This window comes from Streptomyces sp. KPB2, from assembly GCF_003950055.1.
GTDB lineage: Bacteria > Actinomycetota > Actinomycetes > Streptomycetales > Streptomycetaceae > Streptomyces > Streptomyces salinarius.
This window is the reverse complement of record NZ_CP034353.1, coordinates 787536-812666: the sequence shown is the minus strand read 5'-3', so window position 1 is coordinate 812666 and position 25131 is coordinate 787536. Positions and strand designations below refer to the sequence as shown.

21 protein-coding genes are annotated in these 25131 nt (G+C 71.0%); 16 read left to right on the top strand and 5 right to left on the bottom strand.

The features are described from left to right. Positions 1-95 precede the first annotated feature (95 nt). The 11 genes from D1J63_RS03740 to D1J63_RS03690 all read left to right on the top strand — a co-directional run bounded on the left by D1J63_RS03740 (position 96) and on the right by D1J63_RS03690 (position 18298). The gene (locus D1J63_RS03740) at positions 96-1175 is read left to right on the top strand and encodes a TauD/TfdA family dioxygenase (protein ID WP_125627703.1); all 1080 of its coding nucleotides are present in this window, start codon (positions 96-98) and stop codon (positions 1173-1175) included. 131 nt (positions 1176-1306) lie between these two features. Then, positions 1307-4318 carry an amino acid adenylation domain-containing protein gene (locus tag D1J63_RS03735; RefSeq protein WP_125627702.1) on the top strand — a complete coding sequence of 1004 codons (3012 nt, stop codon included), beginning with the start codon at positions 1307-1309 and terminating at the stop codon, positions 4316-4318. Then, the gene (locus D1J63_RS03730) at positions 4315-10836 is read left to right on the top strand and encodes a non-ribosomal peptide synthetase (protein ID WP_125627701.1); all 6522 of its coding nucleotides are present in this window, start codon (positions 4315-4317) and stop codon (positions 10834-10836) included. Before D1J63_RS03735 ends, D1J63_RS03730 begins: the two co-directional genes overlap by 4 nt. After that, entirely contained in the window at positions 10833-12461 is a 1629-nt protein-coding gene (locus tag D1J63_RS03725; protein WP_125627700.1) for a cyclic peptide export ABC transporter, read from the top strand. The genes D1J63_RS03730 and D1J63_RS03725 overlap by 4 nt, the downstream gene beginning before the upstream one ends. A 69-nt stretch (positions 12462-12530) precedes the next feature. Next, positions 12531-12731, top strand: coding sequence for an MbtH family NRPS accessory protein (locus D1J63_RS03720; RefSeq protein ID WP_125627699.1), 201 nt, complete (start codon positions 12531-12533; stop codon positions 12729-12731). A 35-nt stretch (positions 12732-12766) separates the two neighbouring features. Continuing rightward, positions 12767-14095 carry an L-lysine 6-transaminase gene (gene lat, locus D1J63_RS03715; protein ID WP_206210394.1) on the top strand — a complete coding sequence of 443 codons (1329 nt, stop codon included), beginning with the start codon at positions 12767-12769 and terminating at the stop codon, positions 14093-14095. Next, positions 14092-14838 carry an alpha/beta fold hydrolase gene (locus tag D1J63_RS03710; protein WP_164712703.1) on the top strand — a complete coding sequence of 249 codons (747 nt, stop codon included), beginning with the start codon at positions 14092-14094 and terminating at the stop codon, positions 14836-14838. Before lat ends, D1J63_RS03710 begins: the two co-directional genes overlap by 4 nt. Then, positions 14838-16007, top strand: coding sequence for an FAD-binding oxidoreductase (locus D1J63_RS03705; protein WP_125627696.1), 1170 nt, complete (start codon positions 14838-14840; stop codon positions 16005-16007). The genes D1J63_RS03710 and D1J63_RS03705 overlap by 1 nt, the downstream gene beginning before the upstream one ends. A gap of 49 nt (positions 16008-16056) precedes the next feature. Continuing rightward, on the top strand, positions 16057-17010 hold the full coding sequence (locus D1J63_RS03700) for a trypsin-like peptidase domain-containing protein (RefSeq protein ID WP_125627695.1): 954 nt from the start codon (positions 16057-16059) through the stop codon (positions 17008-17010). A 27-nt stretch (positions 17011-17037) separates the two neighbouring features. Continuing rightward, on the top strand, positions 17038-17649 hold the full coding sequence (locus D1J63_RS03695) for a hypothetical protein (RefSeq protein WP_125627694.1): 612 nt from the start codon (positions 17038-17040) through the stop codon (positions 17647-17649). A 163-nt stretch (positions 17650-17812) separates the two neighbouring features. Then, positions 17813-18298 (top strand): phospholipase, encoded by a 486-nt coding sequence (locus D1J63_RS03690; protein ID WP_125627693.1) that lies wholly within the window; start codon positions 17813-17815, stop codon positions 18296-18298. Between the two features lie 149 nt (positions 18299-18447). Here D1J63_RS03690 and D1J63_RS03685 read toward each other — a convergent pair whose 3' ends face one another. Continuing rightward, positions 18448-19047 (bottom strand): DUF4097 family beta strand repeat-containing protein, encoded by a 600-nt coding sequence (locus D1J63_RS03685; RefSeq protein WP_241235505.1) that lies wholly within the window; start codon positions 19045-19047, stop codon positions 18448-18450. Positions 19048-19465: 418 nt separating this feature from the next. On the opposite strand from D1J63_RS03685, the gene D1J63_RS03680 reads away from it, so the two are divergent. Both D1J63_RS03680 and D1J63_RS03675 read left to right on the top strand, forming a co-directional pair. Next, on the top strand, positions 19466-20095 hold the full coding sequence (locus D1J63_RS03680; RefSeq protein WP_125627692.1) for a hypothetical protein: 630 nt from the start codon (positions 19466-19468) through the stop codon (positions 20093-20095). A 118-nt stretch (positions 20096-20213) separates the two neighbouring features. After that, positions 20214-20486, top strand: coding sequence for a DUF4190 domain-containing protein (locus tag D1J63_RS03675; RefSeq protein ID WP_102931645.1), 273 nt, complete (start codon positions 20214-20216; stop codon positions 20484-20486). Between the two features lie 69 nt (positions 20487-20555). On the opposite strand, the gene D1J63_RS03670 is transcribed toward D1J63_RS03675, so the two are convergent. Then, positions 20556-20984 carry a VOC family protein gene (locus tag D1J63_RS03670; RefSeq protein WP_125627691.1) on the bottom strand — a complete coding sequence of 143 codons (429 nt, stop codon included), beginning with the start codon at positions 20982-20984 and terminating at the stop codon, positions 20556-20558. An 82-nt stretch (positions 20985-21066) separates the two neighbouring features. Here D1J63_RS03670 and D1J63_RS03665 point away from each other — a divergent pair. Next, positions 21067-21938 (top strand): IS5 family transposase gene (locus tag D1J63_RS03665; RefSeq protein ID WP_241235487.1). Its coding sequence is split into 2 segments (ribosomal slippage): positions 21067-21427 and positions 21427-21938, totalling 873 coding nucleotides; the frame shifts between segments, so codons are not numbered across the junction. A 15-nt stretch (positions 21939-21953) separates the two neighbouring features. Here the strand turns inward: D1J63_RS03665 and D1J63_RS03660 are convergent. Then, positions 21954-22337 (bottom strand): ATP-binding protein, encoded by a 384-nt coding sequence (locus D1J63_RS03660; RefSeq protein WP_176152950.1) that lies wholly within the window; start codon positions 22335-22337, stop codon positions 21954-21956. Positions 22338-22574: 237 nt separating this feature from the next. Here D1J63_RS03660 and D1J63_RS03655 point away from each other — a divergent pair, with 237 nt between their 5' ends. Further along, positions 22575-23864 carry a phospholipase D-like domain-containing protein gene (locus tag D1J63_RS03655; protein WP_241235504.1) on the top strand — a complete coding sequence of 430 codons (1290 nt, stop codon included), beginning with the start codon at positions 22575-22577 and terminating at the stop codon, positions 23862-23864. Positions 23865-23918: 54 nt separating this feature from the next. On the opposite strand, the gene D1J63_RS03650 is transcribed toward D1J63_RS03655, so the two are convergent. Next, on the bottom strand, positions 23919-24227 hold the full coding sequence (locus tag D1J63_RS03650; RefSeq protein ID WP_164712702.1) for a helix-turn-helix domain-containing protein: 309 nt from the start codon (positions 24225-24227) through the stop codon (positions 23919-23921). Positions 24228-24370: 143 nt separating this feature from the next. On the opposite strand from D1J63_RS03650, the gene D1J63_RS03645 reads away from it, so the two are divergent. Continuing rightward, positions 24371-24709, top strand: coding sequence for an STAS domain-containing protein (locus tag D1J63_RS03645; RefSeq protein ID WP_125627688.1), 339 nt, complete (start codon positions 24371-24373; stop codon positions 24707-24709). Positions 24710-24768: 59 nt separating this feature from the next. Here D1J63_RS03645 and D1J63_RS03640 read toward each other — a convergent pair whose 3' ends face one another. Beyond that, on the bottom strand, positions 24769-25110 hold the full coding sequence (locus tag D1J63_RS03640) for an STAS domain-containing protein (RefSeq protein ID WP_240467412.1): 342 nt from the start codon (positions 25108-25110) through the stop codon (positions 24769-24771). Positions 25111-25131: the final 21 nt, after the last annotated feature.

Genomic DNA, 25131 nt, shown 5'->3' with positions numbered 1-25131 from the left:
CGGTGTCAAAGCATCCGTGCGGCTGGTCCGACCCCACCTGCCCGGATGCCGCGCAAGCCCTCGTGGGCCACCGACGACTTCGGAGAAGAGATCACATGTCCCTTCGCACGTCCCGCATGCCCCAAGTGCCGTCGAGGCGGCGGCCCCTGACCGATCCCTCGGCCGTCGCCTTCGGCTCGCTGGAGCCCGAGGCCCTGCCCGCCCTCGCCACGCCGCAGCGTCCCGGTGTCCCGCTGACCACCTGGGTGCAGGCCAACGGGGACCTCGTGCGCGAGCACCTGCACCGGCATGGCGCCGTGCTCTTCAGGGGCTTCGACGAGGGCGCCGACGCTCTCCGCCCGGTCGTGGAGGCCGTCGGGGGAGACGACGCCTTGGCGTACCAGGACGGCGCCACCCCGCGCAGCGAGCTCGGCGACGGTGTCTACTCCTCCACCGAGTACCCCGCCGACCAAACCATCGAAATGCACAACGAGGCCTGCTACAGCTGGAGTTGGCCACGCGTACTGGGCTTCGCCTGCGCTCGTGCCCCCGAGACCGGAGGGCAAACCCCGCTGGCCGACTCCCGCAAGGTACTGCGGCGGCTGCCCGGCGAACTGGTCGCTCGCCTGGAGCGGCACGGGGTGAGCTACGTGCGCAACTACACACCCGGCGTCGGCATCCCGTGGCAGGGCGCGCTGGGCTGCGACGAGGACGGCCTGGACACGTACGCCGAACGGACCAGAGTGCGGGTGGAGCGCATCGCCGAGGACCACCTGCGCACCGAAGCCGTGCGACCCGCCGTCGCGCGGCACCCGGACACCGGCGAGTGGGTGTGGTTCAACCAGGCCACAAGCTTCCACCTGAGCACCGTCGGGGACGAACTCGCCGCCGAACTGCTCGGCCAGGTCGGCCCGCAGCGGGTGCCCAAGACCAGCAGGGCCGGCGACGGCAGCGAGTTCACCAGGCCGGAACTCGACACGATCCGCGCCGCGTTCGCCGCGGAGACGACGGCCTTCGACTGGCAGCTCGGCGACGTACTGGTCGTCGACAACCTGCTGGCCTCGCACGGTCGGGCTCCCTTCACGGGCGAACGGGAGATCCGGGTGGCCATGGCTGCCGCGGCGAACTGGCAGGACGTGCGGACCCGGCCCGCGCAGGACGGCACCAGCACACAGACGAACGGGGGAAGACGGTGAACACGGCTACTTCGACAGCGGCCGGCACGAGGGCCGCTCCTGCGGCGGAGACCTTCCGCGCAGGACCGCACCAGTACGACGCCACCCGAGACGACACGGTTACGACACTGGTACTGCAAGCTCCGGCCGCGGTGCCGGAAGCGGTGCTCGCCGCCGCGGTCGAAACGGTCACGCGGAGATACGAGGTGCTGCGCACCTCGCTCGTGCCCTCTCCGGTTGCGGGAGCGCCCACCCAGCGTGTCTCGGCCGGCCCGCTGTCCGAGGGCCCCGAAGGCGCGGGCCGGCTCTGGGCCGCGGTCCCCGCGGCCGACGGCCGCATCGAACTGTCCGCGTCGGCCCATGTCCTGGACGCGGAGGGACTGGTGCTGCTCGCGGGTGAGCTGGCACGTGAGCTGGGATCCGGTTCGGCCGCCGCGTCCCCGGACGCCGACCCGGGCGAGGACGAGCCCCTCCAGTACGTCGATGTCGCCGAGTGGCTGCACGAGGTGCTCGCCGACCCGGAGGCGGCCGGGGCCCGCGCGAGCCAGGAGAAGGCGCACAGCGGGTATGACGAGGCGGAGGAGACGGTAGCGCGGCTGCGCTCACTGAGGCCCGCCCGGTCGGCGTCGAACGCCGGTGGCGTCCGGGCGCGGGTGCGAACGGTCACCCTGCCGGAGCTGTACCCGGCGGACGACACCGAGGCGGTGCTCCTCGCCGCCTGGCTGGTGGTCCTGCACCGGTTCGGCGGCGCCCAGGCACTTTCCGTCCGTGTGAGCACCGGACTCCGAGAGGTCCCCCAGCTGAAGCCCGTGATCGGCCCGTTGACCGCCTGGACCGCGGTCAGGCACGAGTTCGACGCGGGGCGGACCCTCGACGACGTGGTGGCGAAGACCCGGGCGGCGCGGGCCGCCCAGCGCGAGGTCGTCGAGCTGACCAGCGACCTCTCCTCGGTGAACGCGCCCCTCGCATTCTCGTATCTGAGCGTGCCGGAACGGGTGGGCGGCTGGTCCGTCGTGTCGCTTGCGGTAAGCGGCACCGGGCCGGGGCTCCGCCTCACCGCCGTGCGCCGCGGCGACCTGGTCGAACTGTGCCTCGACGGTGCCGAGGCACCTGAGCTCGGCACGGATGTGGCCGGCCGGATCCTGGACGCCGTCGCCACGGTCGTCGAGCAGGGCATGCGGAAACCCACGACGTCGATCGGCCGGGTGAGGCTCGGCGCCCCAGCCTTACCCCTGGCCGCGACCGCGACCCCCACGGCCGTGGGCTGGGAGGACGCCACTCTTACCGACCTGGTCTCCCGCAGCGCGGCGCGTGCCCCGGAGGTGGTCGCGGTGCGCTGCGCGGCACGGGAACTGACATACCGGCGACTCTGGTCCTCGGTCGCTTCACTGGCAGCGCGTCTCGACACCGCCCCCGACGACATCGTCGCAGTCGTCGTGCCGGACCCGGTCACCCGCCTGGTGGCCCAGCTGGCCGCACTGCGCGCCGGAGCGGCGTATCTCGTGATCGACCCGGACGATCCGGCCGAGCGGATCGCCGGCCTGCTGGCCGACGCGTCCGTCCGCCACTGCCTGGCCACGGCGGACACCGCATTCCGGCTGGGCGGCGGCAACGGCTACGCCCTGATCCTCGTCGAGGAGGAGGGCGGGGAAGGCGAGCCGGACGTCGAGGACGGTAGCGCCCCCGACGAGGCGGAGCGGCGGCACGAGGGCGCCGGGGTCCGCGGCCCGGACGACCTCGCCTACCTGCTCTTCACCTCGGGTTCCACCGGGCGGCCCAAACCGGTCGCCGTCACCCACCGCAACGTGGTCAACTATCTCGGCTGGGTGGCCGACGCGGGCCTGATCGGGCCGGACACCGTACTGCCCGCGACCGCCGCCCCGGTCTTCGACGCAGCCGTCAAGCAGGTGTGGGGGCCACTGGTCCTCGGTGGCACGGTGGTGCTGCCGCCGGCCGGTGAGCGCCCCGCCGAGACGCTCGCCGCGACACTCACGAGTACGGGCACGGCCGTCACCACCGTCAACACCGTCCCGCGTCTGTGGGACGAGACGCTGCGGGCCCTCGAGTCCGCCGACGGTACCGCCGCCCCGGACCGGCCGAGGCTGGACGTGCTCCTCGGCGGCGAGGCACTCACCGCCGACCTGGTCGAGCGCACCCATCGAGTCCTTCCGGGAACCCGTCTGTGGAACCTGTACGGCCCCTCGGAGACCACCGCCAACGCCAGCGCCGGGATCGTCGCCGACGGCGACCGGGTCACGCTGGGCGGTCCGGTCGGCGCCACCACGCTCCACGTACTGGACGAAGGGATGTCACCCGTGCCGCCCGGTGTGGTCGGCGAGCTGTACATCGGCGGCGCCGGGGTGACTCGCGGGTACGCGGGCCGGGGCGGACTGACCGCTGAACGGTTCGTGCCCGACCCGTTCTCCGGCACGAAGGGCGCCCGCCTCTACCGCACGGGCGACCTCGTTCGCATCGGGGCCGACGGCCTGCCGGAGTTCTGCGGGCGCGCCGACGGCCAGCTGAAGGTGCGCGGTCACCGCATCGAACCCGGCGAGGTCGAGGCGGCCTTGTTGCGCCACCCCGCCGTGTGCGCAGCCGCCGTCGACGCGCGGGACGACCGCCTGGTCGCCTGGCTGGTGCCGGGCCCGGACGGTCCGCCCACCGTGGCACAGCTGCGAGAACACTGCGCGGGCCTCCCCTCCTACATGATCCCGGCGGTCTTCGTCGCCCTGGACCGGATCCCGCTGACGGCACAGGGCAAGACCGACCGACGCATGCTGCCGGACCCGGCGGACGGACACCTGGAGCAGAGCGGTGAGTTCACCGCCCCCCGCACCCCGGTGGAGATGGTCGTCGCCGAAATCTGGCGCACCGTCCTCGGCGCCGACCGCGTAGGGGCGCACGACAGCTTCTTCGCGCTCGGGGGCGACTCCATCCGCGCCATGCACACCGTCGCCCGCGTCCGTGAACTGATGGGAACCGAACTCCCGCTGCGCGAGTTGCTCGGCGCACCAACCGTCGCCGAGCAGGCGAGCCTGCTGCTGGCGCACGACCAGGATGGCTCGGTCCGCGAGTTCGCCGAGGCGTTCGCCGCTTTCGACGAGGCCGCCGAGGCGAGCACCACCGCCGGCTCCACAGACGACGCCACCGAGGACCAGACATGACCGATTCCGAACGCCTCGAACGAGCCCGGCGTGCCCTGGCCGCCCGCCGACCTCGGCAGCAGTCCGACACCTCGCGGGTGCCGCGAAGGCCGGACCCCGCACAGGTCGTCCTGTCGGCGAGCCAGCTCCAGCTGTGGACCGCCCACGCCCTCGACCCCACCGGCAGTGCGTACACGGTGCCGGCCGCGCTCGACATCGAGGGTCCCCTGAACGCCGACGCACTGGCCAAGGCGTACGACTGGATGCTCGCCCGGCACGAAGGGCTGCGTCTGGTCACCGACGACGTGCGTGGCAAGGCACGTGCCCGGCTGCTGCCCGAAGCACCCCCGCTGCGCCGGGCGGACCTGACGGGCATCCACGGCACCGACCGGGCCGCCGCCGAGCGGCGCCGGGACGAGCTGACCGAGTCCGAGCTGCGCGCGCCCTTCGACCTGGCGGGCGGCGGGCCGCTGGCGCGCGGTGTGCTGATCACACTGGCGCCCGACCGTCACCGGCTCGTAGTCGCCTTCCACCACCTGGTCGTCGACGGCCTGTCCGTGAGCACACTCATCCAGGAACTCACCGCCGCCTACGAGGCCTTCCACGCCGGCGGCACCCCGCCGCCGGCCACGGACGGGCCCTCGTACACCGACTACGCCTGGTGGGAGAAGCACAGCCAGGACGCACCCGCACGGGAGTCGTCGTTGGCCCACTGGAAGGCGCAGCTCGAGGGCGCCCCGCGCGGTCTGAGTCTACCCTTCGACCAGCCGCGCCCGGACGCCTCGGGTCGCCATGGGCGCCACCTGGTCCGCAGCACCGGACCCGCCCTCCGTGACGGAGTCGAGAAGTTCGCCGCGGGCTCCGGCGTGTCCGTCTTCGCCGTCCTGTACAGCGCCTGGCTTGCGGTGCTGCACCGGGCCGCGCTCACCGACGACCTCGTGATCGGCGTCCCGGTGGCCAACCGGGTACGGCCCGAACTCCGGTCCACCGTCGGCCCTTTCATCAACACGCTGCCGTTGCGCAGCCGACTGCGCGACGACGCGACGCTGCGCGAGCTGGCCCAGGAGTCGGCGCGCACGATCGCCGCGTCCCTGGACCACCAGCACGTGCTCACCGCCGAGGTGACCGCGGCTGTCGGCGGCGGCACGGGATCCCCGCTGTTCGGGGCGATGTTCGCCTACCTCGGTGAGGACCGTTCCCAGCTGCGCCTGGGTCGGGCCGTCATGACACCGGTGACCACCGAGACCGCCACCTCCAAGACGGACGTCACGCTCAGCGTGGTCAACCGCGGCGACGACTTCGAGCTGATGCTGGAGTACGACACCGAGCTGCTGCGGGAGTCCACCGCCGACGCCCTCCTCGGCGCCTACCTGCGGCTGCTGACCGAAGGGCTCGCGGCCCCCGACCGCGGAGTGCGGCTGCTGCCCCTTGCGGAACCCGGCGCGCGGTCGGGGCCCCTGGCCGAGCCCGTGGTCGAGCACGCCCTCGACCGGGCGTTCCTGCGCTCGGTCGAGCTTCACTCCGAGCGCACCGCCCTGCACTGGCGGGGGGAGGTCATCTCCTACGCGTCACTGGCGGACCGCGCCGACATCCTGGCGCGGCACCTGGTCGCGCGAGGCGTACGACCGGGTGAACGCGTCCCGCTGTACCTGGAGCGCGGGCCTGCCCAGGTGGTGGCGATCCTCGCCGTCCTGCGGGCGGGCGCCGCATACGTCCCGATCGACATGAGCAATCCCACCGACCGCATCCGGCACGTCCTGAACGACAGCGGCGGACGCATCGTGATCTGCGGTGATCAAGGGGCGGGAAGCATCGGCGAGGGCTTGCGGCAGGTGTCCGTCGACACACACGGCCGTCCGCGCACCGACGTGGACACCACCGGGACGGAACTGCCCGAACGGCACCCCGGCGACGTCGCCTACGTGATCTACACCTCGGGCTCCACCGGCCGTCCCAAGGGCGTCGAGGTCGCTGACTCCCAGGTGGTACGGCTGTTCTCGGCGACCGCGCGGCGCTTCGGCTTCGGCGCCGACGACGTGTGGAGCTTCTTCCACTCGTATGCCTTCGACGTGTCCGTCTGGGAGCTGTGGGGCGCGCTGCTGCACGGCGGCAAGCTGGCCCTGGTGCCGGACGGGACAGCCAAGTCGCCGCAGGACCTGCTCGCCTTCGTGGAGCGGCTCGGCGTCACCGTCCTCAGCCAGACTCCGTCCGCGTTCAAGGGAGTGGTGGCCGCCGACACGGCCGAAGGGTCCACCCGTGAACTCGCTCTGCGGCACGTCGTTTTCGGCGGTGAGCGGCTGGACGTGAACACCCTCCGTCCCTGGATCGAGGCACGCGGCGACCGCGCTCCCGTCCTGGTGAACATGTACGGCATCACCGAGACAACCGTGCACTCCACGTTCCGTGTCGTCACCGCCGCCGATCTCGGCGACCGCACCGGCAGCCCCATCGGCGTGCCGATAGACGACTTGACCCTGTACGTCCTGGACGACGCGCTCAACCCGCTGCCTCCCGGCATGGTCGGCGAACTCCACGTCGGCGGGGCGGGCGTCACCCTCGGCTACCACGGCCGCGGGGCGCGCACCGCCGAGCGGTTCGTGCCCGACCCGTTCTCCGGCACCCCGGGCGCCCGTCTGTACCGCAGCGGTGACCTGGCCAGGGTCACCGAGGACGGCGAGTTCGAGTACTGGGGCCGCGCCGACGCCCAGGTGAAGATCCGTGGCTTCCGGATCGAACTGGGCGAGGTGGAAGTCGCTCTCGCCACCCACCCGGTCGTCACGGCCGCGGTCGCCGACGTGCGCGGCGACCAGCTCATGGTGTGGCTGGTGCCCGCAGCGGGCCGAGAGCTGCCCGCGGTGCCCGAACTGCGCGAGCACGCCGCCGGGCTGCTGCCGACGTACATGGTCCCCGCGGTCTTCGCCGCACTGGACAAGGTGCCCCTGACCGTCAACGGCAAGTCGGACCGGCGCGCGCTGCCCGATCCGGCGGGGGCCAGGCTCGACGCCGGCACCGAGTACACGGCGCCGCGCATCCCGTTGGAGGAGACCGTCACCGGTGTCTGGGCCGAGGTCCTGGACGTCCCGCGGGTAGGCGTGCACGACAACTTCTTCATGCTGGGAGGCGACTCGATCCGCGCGGTGGAGATCACCGGCGCCCTGCGTGCCCTCGGCCACGAGACCCGTGTGCACGCCGTGTTCCGGCACCAGACCGTCGCCGAGTTCGCGGCTCACCTCGCAGAGGACCGCGCCGAGCCCTTCGACCGCGCCGAGCCGTTCGAGATGATCGGCGCCCACGACCACGCGGCGCTCCCCGCGGACGCGGAGGACGCCTACCCGCTGACCGCCACCCAGTCGGGGATGCTGTACCACCTGCATCTCCATCCGGAAGCGGGTATCTACCACAACACGGTCAGTGTGCGGATGCGCGGACGTCTCGACGCGCGACTGCTGCACCAGGCCCTTGCCGACACAATGGCCCGCCACCCGGTCCTGCGCACCAGCATCTCCATGGACGGATACTCCGAACCGCTGCAGATCGTGCACCGCGACGTGGAACCCCGCCTCGCCTGCTTCGATCTGTCCGGTCTCGACGCGGAAGAGCAGCGGGCCGAGATCGACGCGTTCGTGGCCCGCGAGCGCGTTGAGCACCTTGAGCTGGAGGCCGCACCTCTGCAACGGCTCGCCGTCCACCAACTCGGTGACGGAGAGTTCCAGCTGACGGTCAGCGAGAACCACGCCATTCTGGACGGCTGGAGCTGGACCTCCACCCTGGCGGAGGTCCTCAGCCGCCAGGCCGCGCTGCTGGACGCAGCGCCCGACTACCACAGTCGCTGGCCCGAACTCCCGCTCACCTACGCGGACTTCGTGAAGACGGAACGAGAGGCGACTGGGGGAGCGGACACGGCCGCGGTGTGGCGGGAGCGGCTGGCCGACGCCGAGCCTCGCGCCATCGAGGACCTGCGCCCGGTAGGCACCCCCCAGGTGCGCCGGATCCAGGTCGACGTGGACGCGGACACCTCCCGGCGTCTGGCCGCGCTCGCCAAGGAGGAGGGCCTGCCTCTCAAGAGCGTCGCCGTGGCCGTGCACTTCAAGGTGCTCGCCGAAGCCCTGGCGGTGACCGACCCGGTCACGGGCATGGTGATGCACGGCCGGCCCGATCTGCCCGGGGCGAAGGATCTGCGCGGTCTGTTCATCAACATGCTGCCGACCTCCGTGTCGGTCCCCGGCGGCAGCTGGCGCGACCTCGCGCGCCGCGCGTTCGACGAGGAGCGGTCCCTCCTGAAGCACCGGCACACCCCGCTGATCAGCGTGCAGCAGGCGCTCGGCAACGACCCGCTGTTCGACGTGGGGGTGAACTTCGTACGCTTCCACGCGCTGGGCGAGGTCCTCGACACCGGCGTCGTGGAACTCCTCGACCACCATCCGGCGTCCGCCGAGGACACCAACTACGCGGTGATGGCGACGTACTCGGTGCACCCGCCCGCGCACGAACTCGGCCTGATCCTGGCCTACGACAGCGACCGGGTCTCCGACGAGCGCGCCGCCGACCTCGCCGAGATGTACGCGCAGGCGCTGCGCCGCTTCGCGGCGGACGCCGACGCCGCGCACGATGCGGCGAGCCTGCTGCCTCACGACGCCGAGACCGCGGCTCGCAGAGCCGACGGCGGAGTGCTCGGCGTGCCCGCCGGAACCCTGGACCAGGCCGTCGCCGCCGTCGCGGCGGCGCGCCCCGGAGCGGTGGCGGTCACCGGCCCCGGCGGGGCCCTCACCTACCGCGAGCTGACCGAGCGGGCCGCGGCCGCCGCCACCGGCCTTGCTGCCGATGGCGTGCGCCGCGGCGACCTGGTCGCGGTGGTCGCCCGGCGCGGTGTCGACCTGGTCACCGGACTCCTCGCCGTGATGGCGGCGGGCGCCGCGTACGTGCCCGTCGACCCCGAGCTGCCCCTCGAGCGGATCGCTCACCTGATCCGCGACTCGGGCTGCCGGACCGCGCTCGCCGCCCACCTCACCGATGACGACGCCCCGGTGCTCGGGCTCCTCGCCGAGGAGGAGGTCACCGTGCGCACCGTCGCCGACGCCGCCGCCGGCACGGGCGCCGCCCCGCAGCGGGCCGACGGCGACGATCTGGCCTATCTGATCTACACGTCCGGGTCCACCGGGACCCCCAAGGGCGTCGGCGTCACCCACCGCAACGTCCTGGCCTACCTGGCGGCCTCCGCCACCGTGGTCGAGCCCACCGGGCAGGACGTGGTCGCGGTCCGCTCCACCTTCACCTTCGACCTGTCGGTCTGGGAACTGTTCGCGGGACTCGTGGCCGGCGCGCGTATCGACATCGTGCCGGGCGACGTGGCGGCGGACGCACAGCAACTCCACGCCCATCTGCGGACCCAGAGCGTCACCATGCTGGCCACCACGCCGACGATCGCACAGGAGCTGGCGGCGGTGGACGGCACCTCCGACACGCGTGACGCCCCGATCGGACTGCGGGCGTTGCTCCTCGCCGGCGAGGAGGTGGTGCCGGCCAGGTTCGGGGACTGGTTCGCGGGACCTTCCGCACAGGACTGCCGGGTTCTGAACTGGTACGGACCGACCGAGGCCACCGTCCTGATGACCGTCGCCGAGCTCACCGTCGAGGTGACCCGCAGGCAGCGCGCGCCCATCGGAGGTCCGGTGCCCGGCTCCACGATCTGGGTCCTGGACGAGCAGATGCGGCCCGTTCCGCCGGGTACCGCCGGCGAGCTGTTCATCGGCGGAGCCCAGGTGGCGCAGGGCTACTGGCGGCGTCCCGGCCTCACCGCCACGAGCTTCGTGCCCGACCCGTTCTCCGACGTGCCGGGCGCGCGTCTCTACCGGACGGGCGACCGCGCCCGCCACCGAGCCGACGGACAGCTGGAGTTCCTCGGCCGCTTCGACAACCAGATCAAACTCCGTGGTCACCGCATCGAACTCGGCGAGGTCGAGTCCGCGCTGCTCGACCACCCGGGCGTGGCCGACTGCGTCGTCGTCGTGCACGGTGCCACAGGGTCCTCGCCCCGTCTGGTCGCCTATGTGGTGCCCGAGGGGCCGGACCTGGACCGTACAGAGCTGCGGACCCGGTCGGCCGGGCGGCTGCCCCGGTACGCGCTGCCCGCGGCGATCCGTCCGATCGAGCACATCCCGCAGACCGCCAGCGGCAAACTGGACCGGCGTCGTCTGCCCGCGCCCACGGCCGACGACTTCCTGGGCACGTCGGGAAGCAGCCAGTCGGCCAGGGACGACACCGAACGGGCGTTGCTCGGCCTGTGGCAGGAACTGCTGGGCCTTGAGGGGCTCGGGATCCGGGACCACTTCTACGACGCCGGTGGCCATTCACTGCTGGCCACCCGGCTGCTACTGCGCATTCGGCGCCGGTTCGGGGTGGCGCTGCGGGTGCAGCAGGCCATGGCGGACTTCACCGTGGCAGGCCTCGCCGACCTGATCAGGGAAGCGTCTGGGGAGACGGACACGGCGCCCACCACTGCGGCCCCCGCCGCCCCGGCCCCGGAAGAAGGGCGGCGATGAAGTTCCTCTCCCTGCTCGTGAGCAGGTCACGGGCGACGGTGATCGCGGCGCTGGTCGCCGGGCTGGTGTCCGGCGCCGCCACGGTGGGTCTCATCGCCGTGCTGCAGCGAGTCCTGGAGCGACTCGACGACCCGGGCGCCCGTCTGATGGCCGCCTTCGCCGCGGCGGCGGTCACGGTGCTGCTCGCCGGCGCGGTCTCCTCCGTCCTGCTGATCCGGCTGGCGCAACGCTCCATCCAGGAACTGCGGATGGAGCTGTGCCGGCGGATCCTGGACAGCGGGATGCGACGCATCGAGAGCATCGGACCCGCCCGGCTCCAGTCCGCTCTCACCGACGACGTACAGGTGATCACAGGGGCGGTCAGCAGCGTGCCCCTGCTGTCCATGAACGGCGCGATCGTGATCGGTGCCTTCGTGTACATCGGGGTGCTCTCGCCGAAGGTGCTGCTCGGCATGCTCGCCGTGCTCGCCGTCGGCCTGATGCTCTACCAACTTCCCGTGCGCCGGGCGGGCGTTCATCTCCGCCGGGCCCGCGAGCACCAGGACGTCATGCACGCCCATCTGGAAAGCGTCACCCGCGGTGCCAAGGAGCTGAAGCTGGACCGCGAACGCCGTGCCGCGGTCCTCGACGGCGGGGTCGGTGCCACCGGCGGGCTCCTTGTGCGGGACACCACCCGCGGTGTCTCCCTGTACACCGTGGCGGGTTCGTGGGGGCAGTTGCTCTTTCTCGCCTCCATCGGCATCATGCTGTTCGCTGGGCCCCGCTTCGACATTCCCGCGGACGACCTGACCGGGTTCACCCTCGCCGTCATCTACATCAACACACCGCTGGTCACCGTGCTCAACCTGATCCCGGTGATCGGGCGGGCGGGAACGGCGTTGCGCTCGCTCAACGCCCTCGACCTGGGTGACGAGAGTGGCCTGCGGGCACCCGAAGCGCAGGGTGGCGGGCGGACCGCGGGTGCGGAGGTGCGGCTGCGCGGTGCTGTCTTCCACTACGACTCCGGTGCCGACGACACCGGCTTCCAGGTCGGCCCCATCGACGCCCACTTCGCACCGGGCACCATCACCTGTCTGGTCGGGGGCAACGGAAGCGGCAAGACCACCCTGGCCAAGATGATCTGTGGGCTCTACCCAACCAGCGACGGTGAGATCGTCCTCGACGGCACGCCGGTGGAAGGCGACCGGATCACGGAGCTGCGGCAAAGCGTCGCCGGGGTCTTCTCCGACGTCCATCTCTTCCGCACGCTGCCGGCCCATCCACGGGCCGACAGCGAGGCCAACCGTCTGCTCGCCCAGCTCGGCATGGACCATAAAGTGACCGTGCGTGACGGGGAGTTCTCCACCATCATGCTGTCCACCGGCCAGCGCAAACGTCTCGCCCTGGTCAGCGCCTTGCTCTCCGAGCGGCCCGTGCTGCTCTTCGACGAGTGGGCCGCGGACCAGGACCCGGAATTCCGGGAGTTCTTCTACACCGAAGTCCTGCCCGCTCTGCGCAAGCAGGGCAAGACCGTGATCGCCATCACCCACGACGACCGCTACTTCGACGTCGCCGACCGGATTCTCAAGCTCGACCGCGGCAAGGTCGTCGACCCCGGGCCCGTCACCGCGCCGGCAACCACCTGAAGCCGACCGCCACTCGGCGCCGTCAGCAGCTGCCCGAACCATCGTCAAGACACCTCGAGGAGCACCTTCATGTCCGAGTCCACCCTCTACGACGTCGTCCACAACGACGAGGAGCAGTACTCCCTGTGGGAGGCCGAGCGTGAACTCCCGGCCGGCTGGCACCGGGAGGGAACCCGTGGCACCCGCGAGGAGTGCGTCGCGCACATCGACCGAATCTGGACCGACATCCGTCCGCGCAGCGTCCGCGAACGCCATGCCCGTTCCGCATGACGCCCGTTCCGCTACCGACACTCCCAGGAGAACCCATGAGCAGCACGACGCTTGACTATCTCCGCACCCACGTCACCGGCGACTTCGCCGACGTCCTGGTGGACGTTCGTGCGAGCAACGGCTGCTGGCTGGTGGACGAGCGAGACGGTTCCCGCTACCTCGACATGTCGATGTTCTACGCGTCGGCACCGTTGGGGCACAATCACCCCGGACTGTTCGGTGATCCGGCGCTCGACGAGTCCCTGCTCGCCGCCTCCCGGATCAAGCCGGCCAACCCCGACTTCGGCACCGGCGAGCAGATCAGGTTCGCCGCCGCCTTCATGAAGGCGCTGGCCCCGGACGACATGCCGTACGTCTTCTTCATCGACGGCGGCGCGCTGGCCGTCGAGAACGCCCTGAAGGTCGCCTTCGACTGGAAGACCCAGCACAACGCGCAGCGCGGTGTCGCGGTGCGCGGCTCGCGCGTCCTGCACCTGGAGTCCGCCTTCCACGGCCGCACCGGCTACACGATGTCGTTGACCAACACCGACCCGTCCAAGACCCGGGACTTCCCGGTCTTCGACTGGCCGCGCATCCCCAGCCCGGCCGTGAACGACATGGACCGCTGGGAGGAGCCGGAGTTGCTGGACGAGGAGCTGCAGGCCCTCGCCGCCGCCCGAGCGGCCTTCCGCCGCTACCCCGACGAGATCGCCTGCTTCATCTTCGAGCCCATACAGGGCGAGGGCGGAGACCGTCACCTGCGCCCGCAGTTCCTGACCGCCATGGCCGAGCTGTGCCGCACCCACGACGCCCTGTTCGTCGCGGACGAGGTGCAGAGCGGCTTCGGCCTGACCGGAGACCGCTGGGCCTGCGACACCCTCGGCCTGCAGCCCGACCTGATCGCCTTCGGCAAGAAGACCCAGGTGTGCGGCGTCCTCGGCGGCCGGCGCGTCCTGGAGGTCCCGGACAACGCCTTCCGGGCGTCGAGCCGCCTCAGCTCCACGTGGGGCGGAAACCTGACCGACATGGTCAGGGCCACCCGGATCCTGGAGGTCGTCGAGCGCGAAGGGCTCTTCACCGCGGCCCGCGCCACGGGCGAGTACCTGCTCCAGGGCCTGCGCGAGCTCGCCGCCGACCTGCCGGAAACCGTGAGCGCACCGCGTGGTCGCGGCCTGATGTGTGCCATCACCCTGCCGACCCCGGAGGTGCGCGACCGGGTCATCGCGCGGGCCTTCGACAAGCACGGGGTGATATTCCTCGGGTCCGGCGAGCGCGAACTGCGTCTGCGGCCCCCGCTGTCCGTGTCGGAGACCGAACTCGCCACCGCCCTCGAGGCGTTGCGCGACGTACTCAAGGAAGAGTCCGCAGTCGAGGAGCGATCGTGAACCGAATATCCCGGCCGCACCCGCGGCCCTGGGCGTCCCGTCGCCTGATCTGCCTCAGTTTCGCGGGTGGCGGCACGGTTGGATTCCGTCCCTGGGCCCAGCAGTTGCCCGTTGACATCGAGCTGCGCGCCCTTTGCTATCCGGGCCGTGAATCCCGCTTCGGAGACCAGGTCCCGGGCGGCTGGCAGGGCCTCGTGGACGACTGCGTGACGGCTCTCCGGAACGAGGTGCGAGGACCGTACGTGCTGTACGGGCACAGCATGGGGGCGCTGGTGGCCTTCGAGGCCGCCCGTGCGCTCCAGGCCCGGGGTGCCGAAGGACCGGACGGTCTCGTCCTGTCCGGGCACATCGCCCCGCAGCACTGGACCGGCACGCGCACCGCGGCCCTGAGCGCCGCCCCGGACGAGGAACTGGCGTGCTGGCTCGAGGCCACGGGCGGCGCCCCGCGCGCCGTCCTCGCCGACCCGGACCTGCGGTCCCTCGCCGTCGATCTGCTGCGCCTGGACATGACCGCGTATTCCGCCTACCGGTTCGAACCCGGGGAGCGGCTGCGGGCGCCCATCCACCTCATGGTGGGTGAGGCCGAGTGGAGCCCGCTGCACGAGGGCTGGGCGGAGCTGACGGACGGGTCCTACTCGCAGGTGGTCCTGCCCGGCGGACACTTCTTCACGCCGCGGGTATGGGGGGCGCTGCCACTCCACATGCCTCTCTCCACCGACACCACCGCCGGACTGGCCGGCTGATGGGGGTGGCCGAAGCGCTCCCCTCCGCCGCGGAGGTGGTGATCGTGGGCGGCGGCGTCATGGGCGTCAGCATCGCCTTCCACCTGGCGGAGGCCGGTGTCCGGGACGTGCTGCTCCTCGAGCGGGACGCGTTCGGGTCGGGATCCACGTGCAAGGCCGCGGGCGGTGTCCGGGCGCAGTTCTCGGACGCCGTCAACATCCGGCTGGGAGCTCGCGGTCTGGAGCTGTTCCGGGACTTCGGCAGCCGGCCGGGCCAGGAGATCGACCTGCACCGGGAGGGGTATCTCTTCCTGCTCACACGAGCGGAGGACGTCGTGGAGTTCGAACGCAACGTCGCCGTGCAGAACGAACTCGGTGTGCCCAGCCGGATGCTGGACGCGGCCGAAGCCCGGGAGCTGTCCCCGTTGATCTCGACGGACGGCGTGCTGGCGGCGGCGTACTCACCCGACGACGGGTACTGCTCACCGGAGTCGGTCGTGCTCGGGTACGCCACGGCCGCACGGCGGCACGGCGCCCGTCTGGTGCAGGGGTGTCGCGTCGTGGGCCTGGAGCGCGGGGTGACCGCCTCCGGCGCCACCCGTGTCGTCACGGACCGCGGTACGGTCACGGCGGACACCGTGATCTGCGCGGCCGGGGCCTGGTCGGCATCCGTCGGCGAGATGGCCGGGTTCGAGCTCCCGGTGGTGCCCTATCGGCGCCAGGTCCTCGTCACCGGGCCGATGCCTGACGCTCCCTCGCGTATTCCCATGACGATCGACTTCTCGACCAGCTTCTACTTCCATGGTGAGGGACCGGGCGTGCTGCTCGGCATGTCCGACCCCGACGAGCCCCCCGGGTTCGACCTGTCCCGTTCGGACAGCTGGCTTCCCCGGCTTTCCGAGGCCATGTCGGTCCGGGCCCCACGACTCCTCGACGCGGACATCGCCACGGGATGGGCCGGGCTCTACGAAGTCACCCCCGACCACAACGCGCTCATCGGCGAGGCTCCCGGGCCGGGCCGGTTCCTGTACGCGACCGGTTTCTCCGGCCACGGCTTCCTGCAGGGACCGGCGGTGGGCGAAGCAGTGCGCGACCTCTACTTGGGGTGTCGTCCGCTGATCGACGTTTCGGCCCTGTCCGCCTCCCGGTTCGACCATGACACGCCACGAAAGGAGCTCAACTGTGTCTAAGGACCGAAGCATTGCCCCGGCCCGGCCGGGCCGGGGCCGAAAGGCCCGCGTGAGGACCCTGCTGGGTGTCCTGGCCATCGCCGCCTCAGGGCTGGTGGCCGGCTCTCCAGCCCAGGCCTCGGCTCCCGGCGAGGCGGACGTCGCAAGCCGTCCCGCCGTGATCGACGTGCCCGGCGCGGAAGGCGGCACCGCCGTACAGAAGCAGCAGGCCCTGCTCGACTACTGGACGCCGGAGCGGGTACGCCGCGCCACCGGTGCCGAGGAGGACGGGCCGAAGGCGGCGTCCACCGGCGCACGCGTCGATCCGCGTATCACCGCCGTCGCGGAGGGGCCGCACTCCACCGCCGTCGGCAAGCTGGTCTTCGAGCATGCCAACGGGACGCCGGACCACTGCACGGCGACCGCCATCGACAGCGAGTCCGAGATCCTCGTGCTCACGGCCGCGCACTGCCTCCACGAGGGCCCGGACGGTACGTGGACGAAGAACGTGGTCTTCATTCCGGCGCGCCACGACGGCGACGAGCCGTACGGCAGGTTCACCGCCTGGAACGTCGCCACGTCGGCCCTGTGGGCCAGCGGTGACAAACCGGACTGGGAGCACGACTACGGCATCGTCGTGACCAACGACAACGCCGTGGGGGAGACGGTGGTCGAAGCCGCGGGCGGGTACCAGATCGTGCCCGACGCCCGTACCGGCGAGAAGGTGTCGGTCATGGGCTACTCGGGTCCGCCCTACGACGGTGAGCACCAGGAGTTCTGTGAAGACCTGATCGAACCCACGGTGCCACCGCTGGACATGTGGCAGGTGGAGTGCGCCAACATGACCCCCGGTTCCAGCGGTTCGCCCTGGATCCTCGACTACGACTACAACACCGGAGCCGGCTACATCGGCGGTCTCAACAGCATTTCCGACACCCAGGGCTTCATGGCCTCCCCGCGCTTCGACGCCAGAGCGGGTGAGTTCGTCGCCCTCCTGGAGCAAATAGCGGGCGCCCGGCCCTAATTCCCGACCACCTGGAGGTGCGACGCCATGGACGAGAGCGGATTCCGTCTGCCGCCCACGAACCCGGACGGTGGATGGGCGCGGTCGTACGCACCACTGTGCCCGTCCCCGCTCGACCTCATGGCTCCGCCACCGGTGGTGGACCGCCCCATCCCCACTGTCGAGTTGCGCACCCAACACCTCACCTCGCACCGAACCGGGCGGCCGAGGGAGAGCCGTGCCGGGCTGTCCCTGCTGCTGTCCGGTGCGCTGGGGGCCGCGGACCCGGACGGCGTCGTGATCGAGGACGGGCCGTGCCCCTACTGCGGCGCCGTGCACGGGTGCACGGCAGCAGTGCGGCAAGGCGGCCTGGTGGCCCCCGTGCACTTCGCGTCCGTTCGGCGGGGCGACCGGGCGGTCCACGCGCTGGCGGAGACACCGGTCGGCCTGGGGCTGGTCGTGACCGACGGGCGTGACGGCGAGGCGCTGCGGGCCGCCCGCAAGCCGGCCCGGCTCGCGGCGGCCGCGGGTGCCGTCCCCCGGGGACCGTGCGTCGAACCGCGAACGGCGGGTGTGCCACGTGCGGTTAGGTACGTCGACGCCCCCTGGCAGCCGGGCTGGGTCGTGTCCGTCGTGCGGCAGGAGCACGGCTGCCCCTGAACGTCGTGATCCGGCCCCCCCCGTGAACGCAGGCGGTCCACCCCCTTACCGCCCGTCCCCGGGCTGCCCCTCGGCTGCCCGCCCGAACATACGGCGCCGTCCAGCCAGTACGGACCGTACGCGCGTAACAACTGTCAGTGTCACACTCACTGGAGGAAACAACATGCGTCGCAGACTTTCCGCCTTCGCCGTCAGTGCGGCCTCTCTCGCTCTCGCCGTCGGGGCCGCTGCCGCACCGGCCTCCGCCGCGCCGGCCGACAAGGCGAAGGTGCTCAGCAGTTGGACTCAGACCGACGCGAGCAGTTACAACGCTTGGATCGCGGCTCGTGCCAACCAGGGCGCGTGGAGCGCCTACGGGTTCAACTGGTCCACCGACTACTGCTCCTCGTCCCCCGACAACCCCTTCGGATTCCCCTTCCAGACCTCCTGCGCCCGGCATGACTTCGGGTACCGCAACTACAAGGAGGCGGGCACCTTCGACGCGAACAAGGCGCGTCTCGACAGCGCTTTCTACGCGGACCTCAAGAGGGTGTGCGCCCGCTACAGCGGCGCGCAGAAGACGGCGTGCGACGCGACGGCCTGGACGTACTACCAGGCTGTGGACAAGTTCGGCCGTTCCCCCGCCAAGGGCAGCGGGATCGCCGCTTGACCCCTCGCGGCCGGACCGGCCCGGCTCGTCCAGCGAGGCGAGCCGGGCCGCGGGAACGGCGACGGGCGGCGTCGCGCGGCCGGCGCGACTTCATGACGGCACACTGGCCCAGGCCATGTTCGACGAGGGCCCGGAGCCGATGGGAGTGGTCAGGCAGGGTTGACGGAGACGTCTCCGTTGCCGGTGGTGAGTTCGATCCGGTGGTCGCCGGACGGGTCGTTGCGGACACCGATGTCCTTGTCCCCGTTGCCGGTCTTGACCGAGATCCGGTAACTGCTGTCGGGGAGGTTGAGCGTCAGCCCGCCGTTCGTCGTCTTGGCGCGGATGTCCAGTGCTTTGCCGGGGGTCAGGTCGATCTCGCCGTTGGAGGTCTCCGCGTCGACCCGGCTGCCCCGCAGGTCCTTCCCGTCGATGTTTCCGTTGGAGGTCCGGGCCTTCACCTCGCCCGCCACTCCCTCCAGAGTGACGTCGCCCGAGCCCGTCCTGAGGTCCACCGGTCCCACCTCGGACAGATTGACGTCGCCCTTCGACGTCTCGCCCTCGACCGTCAACCTGGTGGGTACCTCCACCGTGTAGTCCACCTTGCAGTCGTCGCCGCAGCCTTGGAGAGTCAGCCGCCCCTCATCGACCCGATAGGTCCTTCCATCGGGTTTGTCGCCGTGATAGGTGATCTCGCGGTGCACGGTGATCTCGTCGAGGCCCTCTCGGCCGCGGAGCGTGACGCTGCCGGTACCGGTGTCCAATCGCACCGACGTGACCTCGTCCCGCAGTGACGCGTCGTCTTCGAAGGTCTCCCCGGGGCCGCAACCGCTGAGGCCGGCTGCGGCCAACCCGGCCGCAAAGAGAGTCCAGAGCGATCGAGGGCGCATCGTCATGTCGGTGGCTCCAAGTCCTTGGACGCTGGCGGTCGGCAATGAAACTAGCCGCGCACGATCGGGCGCGGCGACAGTGCTACCCCCACCTTCCGACCACCGGCTACCCCCCCAGTGCGGACTGGTGTCCCACCCCCGTGACAGACACCATCGCGCCGCTCCCGGTGAGGCGACGCCCATGAGGGAACCACTGCCCGCGGTTCATGGCGGCCAACGAAAACCCGGCCGCCTCAGCCCGCTCTATACCACCCCGGGGTATAGTGGTGGGAGCGTTTCCGACCCTTGGAGGGCCCGGATGTTCCTCATCGAGATCGCGTGTCCGCGCGGTGCGTTGACCGCCGGCGACCGAGAAGGACTCGCCGGCGACGTCTGCCGGTTGCTGGTCGGTGCGGAAGAGGGCGTGGCGGAGGAGACCATGCGCCGTGCCCGCGCCATGACGCACGTCGGCTTCCGCGAACTGGACGGCTGGACCACCGGCGACGGTCCGTGGCGGCCCGGGGACGTGCCGCCGCTGTGGGTCACGCTCACCGTGCCGGAGGCGTGGCGCGCCGAGATGTCGCGGACCACTGTCGGCATGGTGCGTCGCGCGGTGCGTCGCCTCGATCGTTCGTACGGATGGCAGCGCCCCGAGGGGCACCTGTGGATCAACGTCGTCGGCATCGCCGACGGGAGTATCGGGATGGACGGCAGGCCCGGCACCGCCGACGAGGTCGTCGGCCGCATGACCGCGGAGTACCGGGCGCGAACCGATGCCGCCGGCGCCGACCTTCCCGAAGGGGTCACGGTCGATCCGATGTGCGGCATGCGTGTGCGACTGGGCCGGGGTGCCGTCACCCTCGAACACGAAGGCCGGACCATGGGGTTCTGCGCGAAGAGCTGCCGTGCGGCATACGCACGCGAGCACGGGTTGTCCGTCCCCGTGTGAGCGAAATGGGCGCGCGGGCAACGGATCTGACGGCCCGTAGGCGTAAATCGAGCCCGGTGGGCAACTCGGAGGTGACCGAAGGAGAAACCAACTGAACCACGACAGATCGGGAGAAAGCATGGCGACCTACAGCAGAACGGGAACCCGGAAGGGCGGCCGGACCAGCGGTCTGGCGATCGCCGGACTGGTCTGCGGCATCGTCGGACTCTTCATCCTGCCGATCGTCCTGGGCCCGCTCGCGATCGTCTTCGGTGCCGTGGCGCTGCGGCAGACCGGATCCACGATGGCCAAGTGGGCGCTCGGCCTCGGAGTGGCCGACATCCTGCTCATGATCGTGATGTTCGCCGTGGCCGCCAACAACGGAGGCAGCTTCTCCTGGCACATCGGCTGACGCCGCGCGCTGTGCCGTTCACCCGGTGCCCGCACCTCTTGTCGTTGGAGGTGCGGGCACCGCTGTGCTTCAGTCGAGGCAGAATTCGTTGCCCTCGATGTCCAGCATCGGAATGCACGCGTCGTTGCCGTCGTACAGCGTCCGCACGTGCACCGCTCCGAGCGGCGTCAGCCGCGCGCACTCGGCCTCGAGAGCGGCCAGCCGCTCCGCGCCCACGAGCCCGGTGGCCACGCGTACATCGAGGTGCACCCGGTTCTTGGCGGCCTTCCCCTCGGGCACGCGCCGGAAATACAGGCGAGGGCCCGCGCCGGTGGGATCCTCGCAGGCGAACCGGGCATCGCGCCGCTCGGGTGGTTGCGCGCTCCTGAAGTCGTCCCAGGTGTCGAAGCCCTCCGGAGGCGGCGGTACGACGTACCCCAGCACCTCGCACCAGAAGCGCGCGAGGCGCTCGGGTTCCGCGCAGTCGAAGGTGACGTGGAACTTTCTGATCGCCGGCATCGGCGCACCCTACCAAGGGGGCCGGCGGGGCTCCGTGGCCATTTCCCGCCGGGCCACGGCAGTGACGACTAGGCAGTTTCGTTTGGATCAGTCGGTCGTTGGTTCGGGTGTGCCGTTGACTGATGCGCAGTGGGCGCGGATTGAGCCGTTGCTCCCGGACCGGACGCCGAGGCGAGGTGGTCGCTGGCGAGACCATCGAGAGGTGATCGACGCGATCGCCTACAAGTTCCAGACCGGCACGCAGTGGGTTCACCTGCCGGAGAAGTACGGCAACTGGCGAGGGGTCTACAACCGGCTGCGGATGTGGGCCGTCGACGGCACCTGGGAGCGAGTCTTCACCGCCCTGGTCGCCCAGGCAGACGCGGACGAGGACCTCAACTGGGCCGTCTCGGTCGACTCCACCATCGTGCGGGCCCACCAGCACGCGGCCGGAGCCCGCAAAAGGGGGCCCCGGCCGGCGAGCCGACCGACCATGCCATCGGCCGGTCCCGCGGCGGACTGACCACGAAGATCCACCTCGCTGCCGACGCCCGCTGCCGGCCCCTGGCGTTCGTTCTCACCGCAGGCCAGGCCGGTGACGCACCCGCGTTCACCGACGTCATGGCCCGCCTGCGCGTTCCCCGCCGACGAGGACGACCCCGCACCAGGCCGGACCTGGTCCTGGCCGACAAGGCGTACTCCTCCCGCGCGATCCGCGAGCACCTGCGCAAGCGCGGCATCCGGGCAGTGATCCCCGTCCCCGCAGACCAGCGCGCACACCGGCTACGTCGGGGCAGCCGGGGCGGCAGGCCACCGGCCTTCGACCGCGAGACCTACAAGCAGCGCAACACCGTCGAGCGGTGCATCAACCGCCTGAAGCAGTGGCGTGGTATCGCCACCCGCTACGAAAAGACCGCCACCATCTACCTGGCCGGACTCCACATCGCGGGCATCTTCCTCTGGTCCGCCCGGTGATCCAAACGAAACTGCCTAGGTCCGACGGCCGCCGGGCCCGGACGCGTCGGGCGGGCGGAAGCAGGCGATGACGGTCTTGCCGTAGGGGCAGGGGCGCGCTTCCCAGCTGTCGGCGAGGGCGTCGACGAGGAGGATGCCACGCCCGCCGAGGCGTTCCGTGCTCGGCGGGCGCGGGCTGGGCAGGTGGCTCGAGGCGTCGTGGACCGCCACGTGCAGGCAACGCGTGTCCCACGTCAGCACCAGCTGGGCGTTGCTGTGGGCGTGGACATGGGCGTTGGTGACCAGTTCCGAAACGGTCAGGAGCACCGCGTCGACCGTCTGCGGAGCGGTTTCCGTCCAGCCGAGCACCCGCAGACGCTCGCGGGACCAGTCCCTCGCCGCCTTCACGTCGCTGCTCATCGGAAGGGACCGCGCCCAACCCACCGCCCTGACCGATGATTCGTCCACCTGCGCGCACCTTTCGTGGTCTCGTGTCGAGCCCTGCTCCCGTCGCGTGTACCCCCTGGCGAGGCGTCGACGCGGGGCGCCGGGGCCGGAGGAGGGCATGGACGCTCTCGGACAGGGCATGCGGAGCTTCGCCTCCCTCGCCCTGCGCGACGGGATGCTCAGCGAGTGCTGAGGCAAGGAGGGAGAGAAATGATGAGTGTCCCGGAGGTGCCCGCGGCCGCCATCGACGGCGCCGGCACGGAACAGCACGCCCCGGCCACGGACGGACGTGCCCCGGTCACGGACGCGCGTGCCCCGGCCACGGACGGACGTGCCCCGGTCAAGGATGAGCGCGCGCTGCGCCTGCGCCGTCGGCTGGAGCGTCTGATCGGCATCGCGGCGACCGAGGGCAACGCCCTGCAGCCCCTGCGCAACGGAGACGAGATCTTCCCGGCCATGCTCGACGCCATCCGGTCCGCTGAGCACACCGTGGACATGATGACGTTCGTGTACTGGAAGGGCGACGTCGCCCGCGACTTCGCGCACGCGCTGGCGGAGCGCGCGCGAGCCGGGGTGCGCGTACGTCTGTTGCTGGACGGCTTCGGCAGCAGACTCATAGACGGCGATCTGCTGGCCGAAATGGACCGGATGGGCGTCCAGGTGGCCTGGTTCCGCAAGCCCGCGCACCTGTCGCCGTTCAAGCAGAACCACCGCTGCCACCGCAAGGTCCTGGTCGTCGACGAACAGGTCGCCTTCACCGGCGGTGTGGGGATCGCCGAGGAGTGGTGCGGCGACGCCCGCAACCCGCGCGAGTGGCGCGACACCCACGTTCGGGTCCGGGGACCGGCCGTGGACGGCATCGCGGCCGCCTTCGCCCAGAACTGGGCCGAGTGCCACGACGAACTCTTCGACGAACGCGACCGGTTCACCGGCCACCGCCCCCAGGGGGACGCGGTGGTCCAGGTCGTGCGCGGCTCCGCAAGTTTCGGCTGGCAGGACATGCAGACCCTCGTCCGGGTCATGATCGAGTCCGCCGAGGAGCGGTTCAGGCTGGCCACGGCCTACTTCTCCCCGGACACCTACTTCGTCGGCCTCCTGTGCGAGGCCGCACGGCGCGGGGTGGAGGTGGAGATCCTGCTGCCCGGACCGCACACCGACAAGCGGGTCTGCCGGCTGGCCGGGGAACACCACTACGAGTCGCTCCTGGCCTGCGGCGTGAAGATCTACCACTACCGGCCGACGATGATGCACGCCAAGGTCATGACCGTCGACCGCACGGCCGCCCTGGTCGGCTCGACCAACTTCAACCGGCGCTCCCTCGACCACGACGAAGAGGTCATGCTCGCCGTGCTCGACGAGGGGTTCACCGCCACCCTCGACCGCCACTTCGAGGCCGACAAGGCGGTCAGCGAGCCGATCCGGCGAGATCGCTGGAGACGCCGATCCGTGCTCCAGCGCGCCCGCGAGGCCGCCGTGCGGCCCATTCGCCGGTTCCTGTGAGGAGCCGTCCGCCCTACCGAATCCACTCCAGGAACCCCACCGCCGGCCCCCGCGTCACGGCGCCTTCTCGTCCTGTACGAGCAGAGAGAGCAGCGAGGCCACGGTCAGGTCCGCTTCGGCGGGGTGGCGCAGCACCTTGTCCGGCTGGATGCGGTAGGTGTTGGTGCGTCCGTCGCGGGTGTGGGAGAGGTAGCCGTCCTGTTCGAGGTCGGCGATGATCCGTTGGACGGCGCGCTCGGTGAGCCGGCAGTGGGCGGCGATGTCGCGGATCCGTACGTTCGGGTTGTCGGCGATGGCCGCCAGCACGCGGGCGTGGTTGGTGACGAACGTCCATCCGGAATGAGGCTCGGGTACTTCTACCATGCACGGCATTCTAGAGAACGGCTTTGCGTGACTCATCATACGTGACATACTTTTCGTGCAACGGATGACGGGATCTGTGCAGGTATGAGGGAGGGAACGTGTCTTTGCACGAGGTGGTCGCGGGGTGCACGGACGCTGCCGACATGAGTGGTCCTCGGGGCCCCGAGCAGCCATCCGTGGTGCGGTACGCGTGTGGCGGGGCTCAGGTAGTGGGTGCCTGCGGCGCCTTCGACCTGTGCTCGGTCTCCCCTCTGGCGGAGGCGCTGGAGAGGGCGGCCGCGGAACACTCGAAGGTGGTCCTGGACGCTTCCGGCATCACCTTCGCAGACTCGTCCCTGCTGAACCTGCTGATCCTCACCCACCGGACGGTCGACCTCCGCGTGGCCGCGCCGACACGGCAGTTGTGCCGCCTCCTGGAGATCACCGGAGTCGACACGCTCCTCACGGTGCGCTCGACCGTGGAGGAAGCCGCCGCCTGCTAGGCCCTCCTTCGCGGGCGCGGACCGGGCCGGAGCCGCCATGACGTGGTCGCAGGGCTGGGTCAGCGGGTGGTGCGCAGGTGCTCGTACGTGCCGGTGAGGTCGAGCAGGCGCTTGAGCACCGGGCCTATGTTGTCTAGGTGGAAGCCGATCCCGTCCCGGCAGGCCGCGCGGTGTATCTGCAGCAGCGTCGACAGTCCCATGGAGTCGACCGCGCCGAGTTCCCCGCAGTCCAGACGCAGTTCTTCCGCGCCCTCGTGTTCCCGCAGAGCCAGTTGGACCTGTTGGAGCAGGTTGCCGCAGGTGTCGTAGTCCAGGTCGCCGGTGAGCACCAGGCGTACGGTGCGGCTCGGGCCGGGGGACGCCGGGGAGGCGTCGGGTTCTGCGTCCGGGGATGTGGTCACGGTGTTCGTCCAGTGTCGCGG

Excerpts from the sequence above, each read along its gene's own strand:
- D1J63_RS03725 (WP_125627700.1), top strand. The coding sequence starts at position 10,833 with ATGAAGTTCCTCTCCCTGCTCGTGAGCAGGTCACGGGCGACGGTGATC.
- D1J63_RS03695 (WP_125627694.1), top strand. The coding sequence starts at position 17,038 with ATGGACGAGAGCGGATTCCGTCTGCCGCCCACGAACCCGGACGGTGGA.
- D1J63_RS03660 (WP_176152950.1), bottom strand. The coding sequence starts at position 22,337 with ATGAGCAGCGACGTGAAGGCGGCGAGGGACTGGTCCCGCGAGCGTCTG.
- D1J63_RS03680 (WP_125627692.1), top strand. The coding sequence starts at position 19,466 with ATGTTCCTCATCGAGATCGCGTGTCCGCGCGGTGCGTTGACCGCCGGC.
- D1J63_RS03690 (WP_125627693.1), top strand. The coding sequence starts at position 17,813 with ATGCGTCGCAGACTTTCCGCCTTCGCCGTCAGTGCGGCCTCTCTCGCT.
- D1J63_RS03740 (WP_125627703.1), top strand. The coding sequence starts at position 96 with ATGTCCCTTCGCACGTCCCGCATGCCCCAAGTGCCGTCGAGGCGGCGG.
- D1J63_RS03730 (WP_125627701.1), top strand. The coding sequence starts at position 4,315 with ATGACCGATTCCGAACGCCTCGAACGAGCCCGGCGTGCCCTGGCCGCC.
- D1J63_RS03645 (WP_125627688.1), top strand. The coding sequence starts at position 24,371 with ATGAGTGGTCCTCGGGGCCCCGAGCAGCCATCCGTGGTGCGGTACGCG.
- D1J63_RS03670 (WP_125627691.1), bottom strand. The coding sequence starts at position 20,984 with ATGCCGGCGATCAGAAAGTTCCACGTCACCTTCGACTGCGCGGAACCC.
- D1J63_RS03675 (WP_102931645.1), top strand. The coding sequence starts at position 20,214 with ATGGCGACCTACAGCAGAACGGGAACCCGGAAGGGCGGCCGGACCAGC.
- D1J63_RS03720 (WP_125627699.1), top strand. The coding sequence starts at position 12,531 with ATGTCCGAGTCCACCCTCTACGACGTCGTCCACAACGACGAGGAGCAG.
- D1J63_RS03705 (WP_125627696.1), top strand. The coding sequence starts at position 14,838 with ATGGGGGTGGCCGAAGCGCTCCCCTCCGCCGCGGAGGTGGTGATCGTG.
- lat (WP_206210394.1), top strand. The coding sequence starts at position 12,767 with ATGAGCAGCACGACGCTTGACTATCTCCGCACCCACGTCACCGGCGAC.
- D1J63_RS03650 (WP_164712702.1), bottom strand. The coding sequence starts at position 24,227 with ATGGTAGAAGTACCCGAGCCTCATTCCGGATGGACGTTCGTCACCAAC.
- D1J63_RS03655 (WP_241235504.1), top strand. The coding sequence starts at position 22,575 with ATGATGAGTGTCCCGGAGGTGCCCGCGGCCGCCATCGACGGCGCCGGC.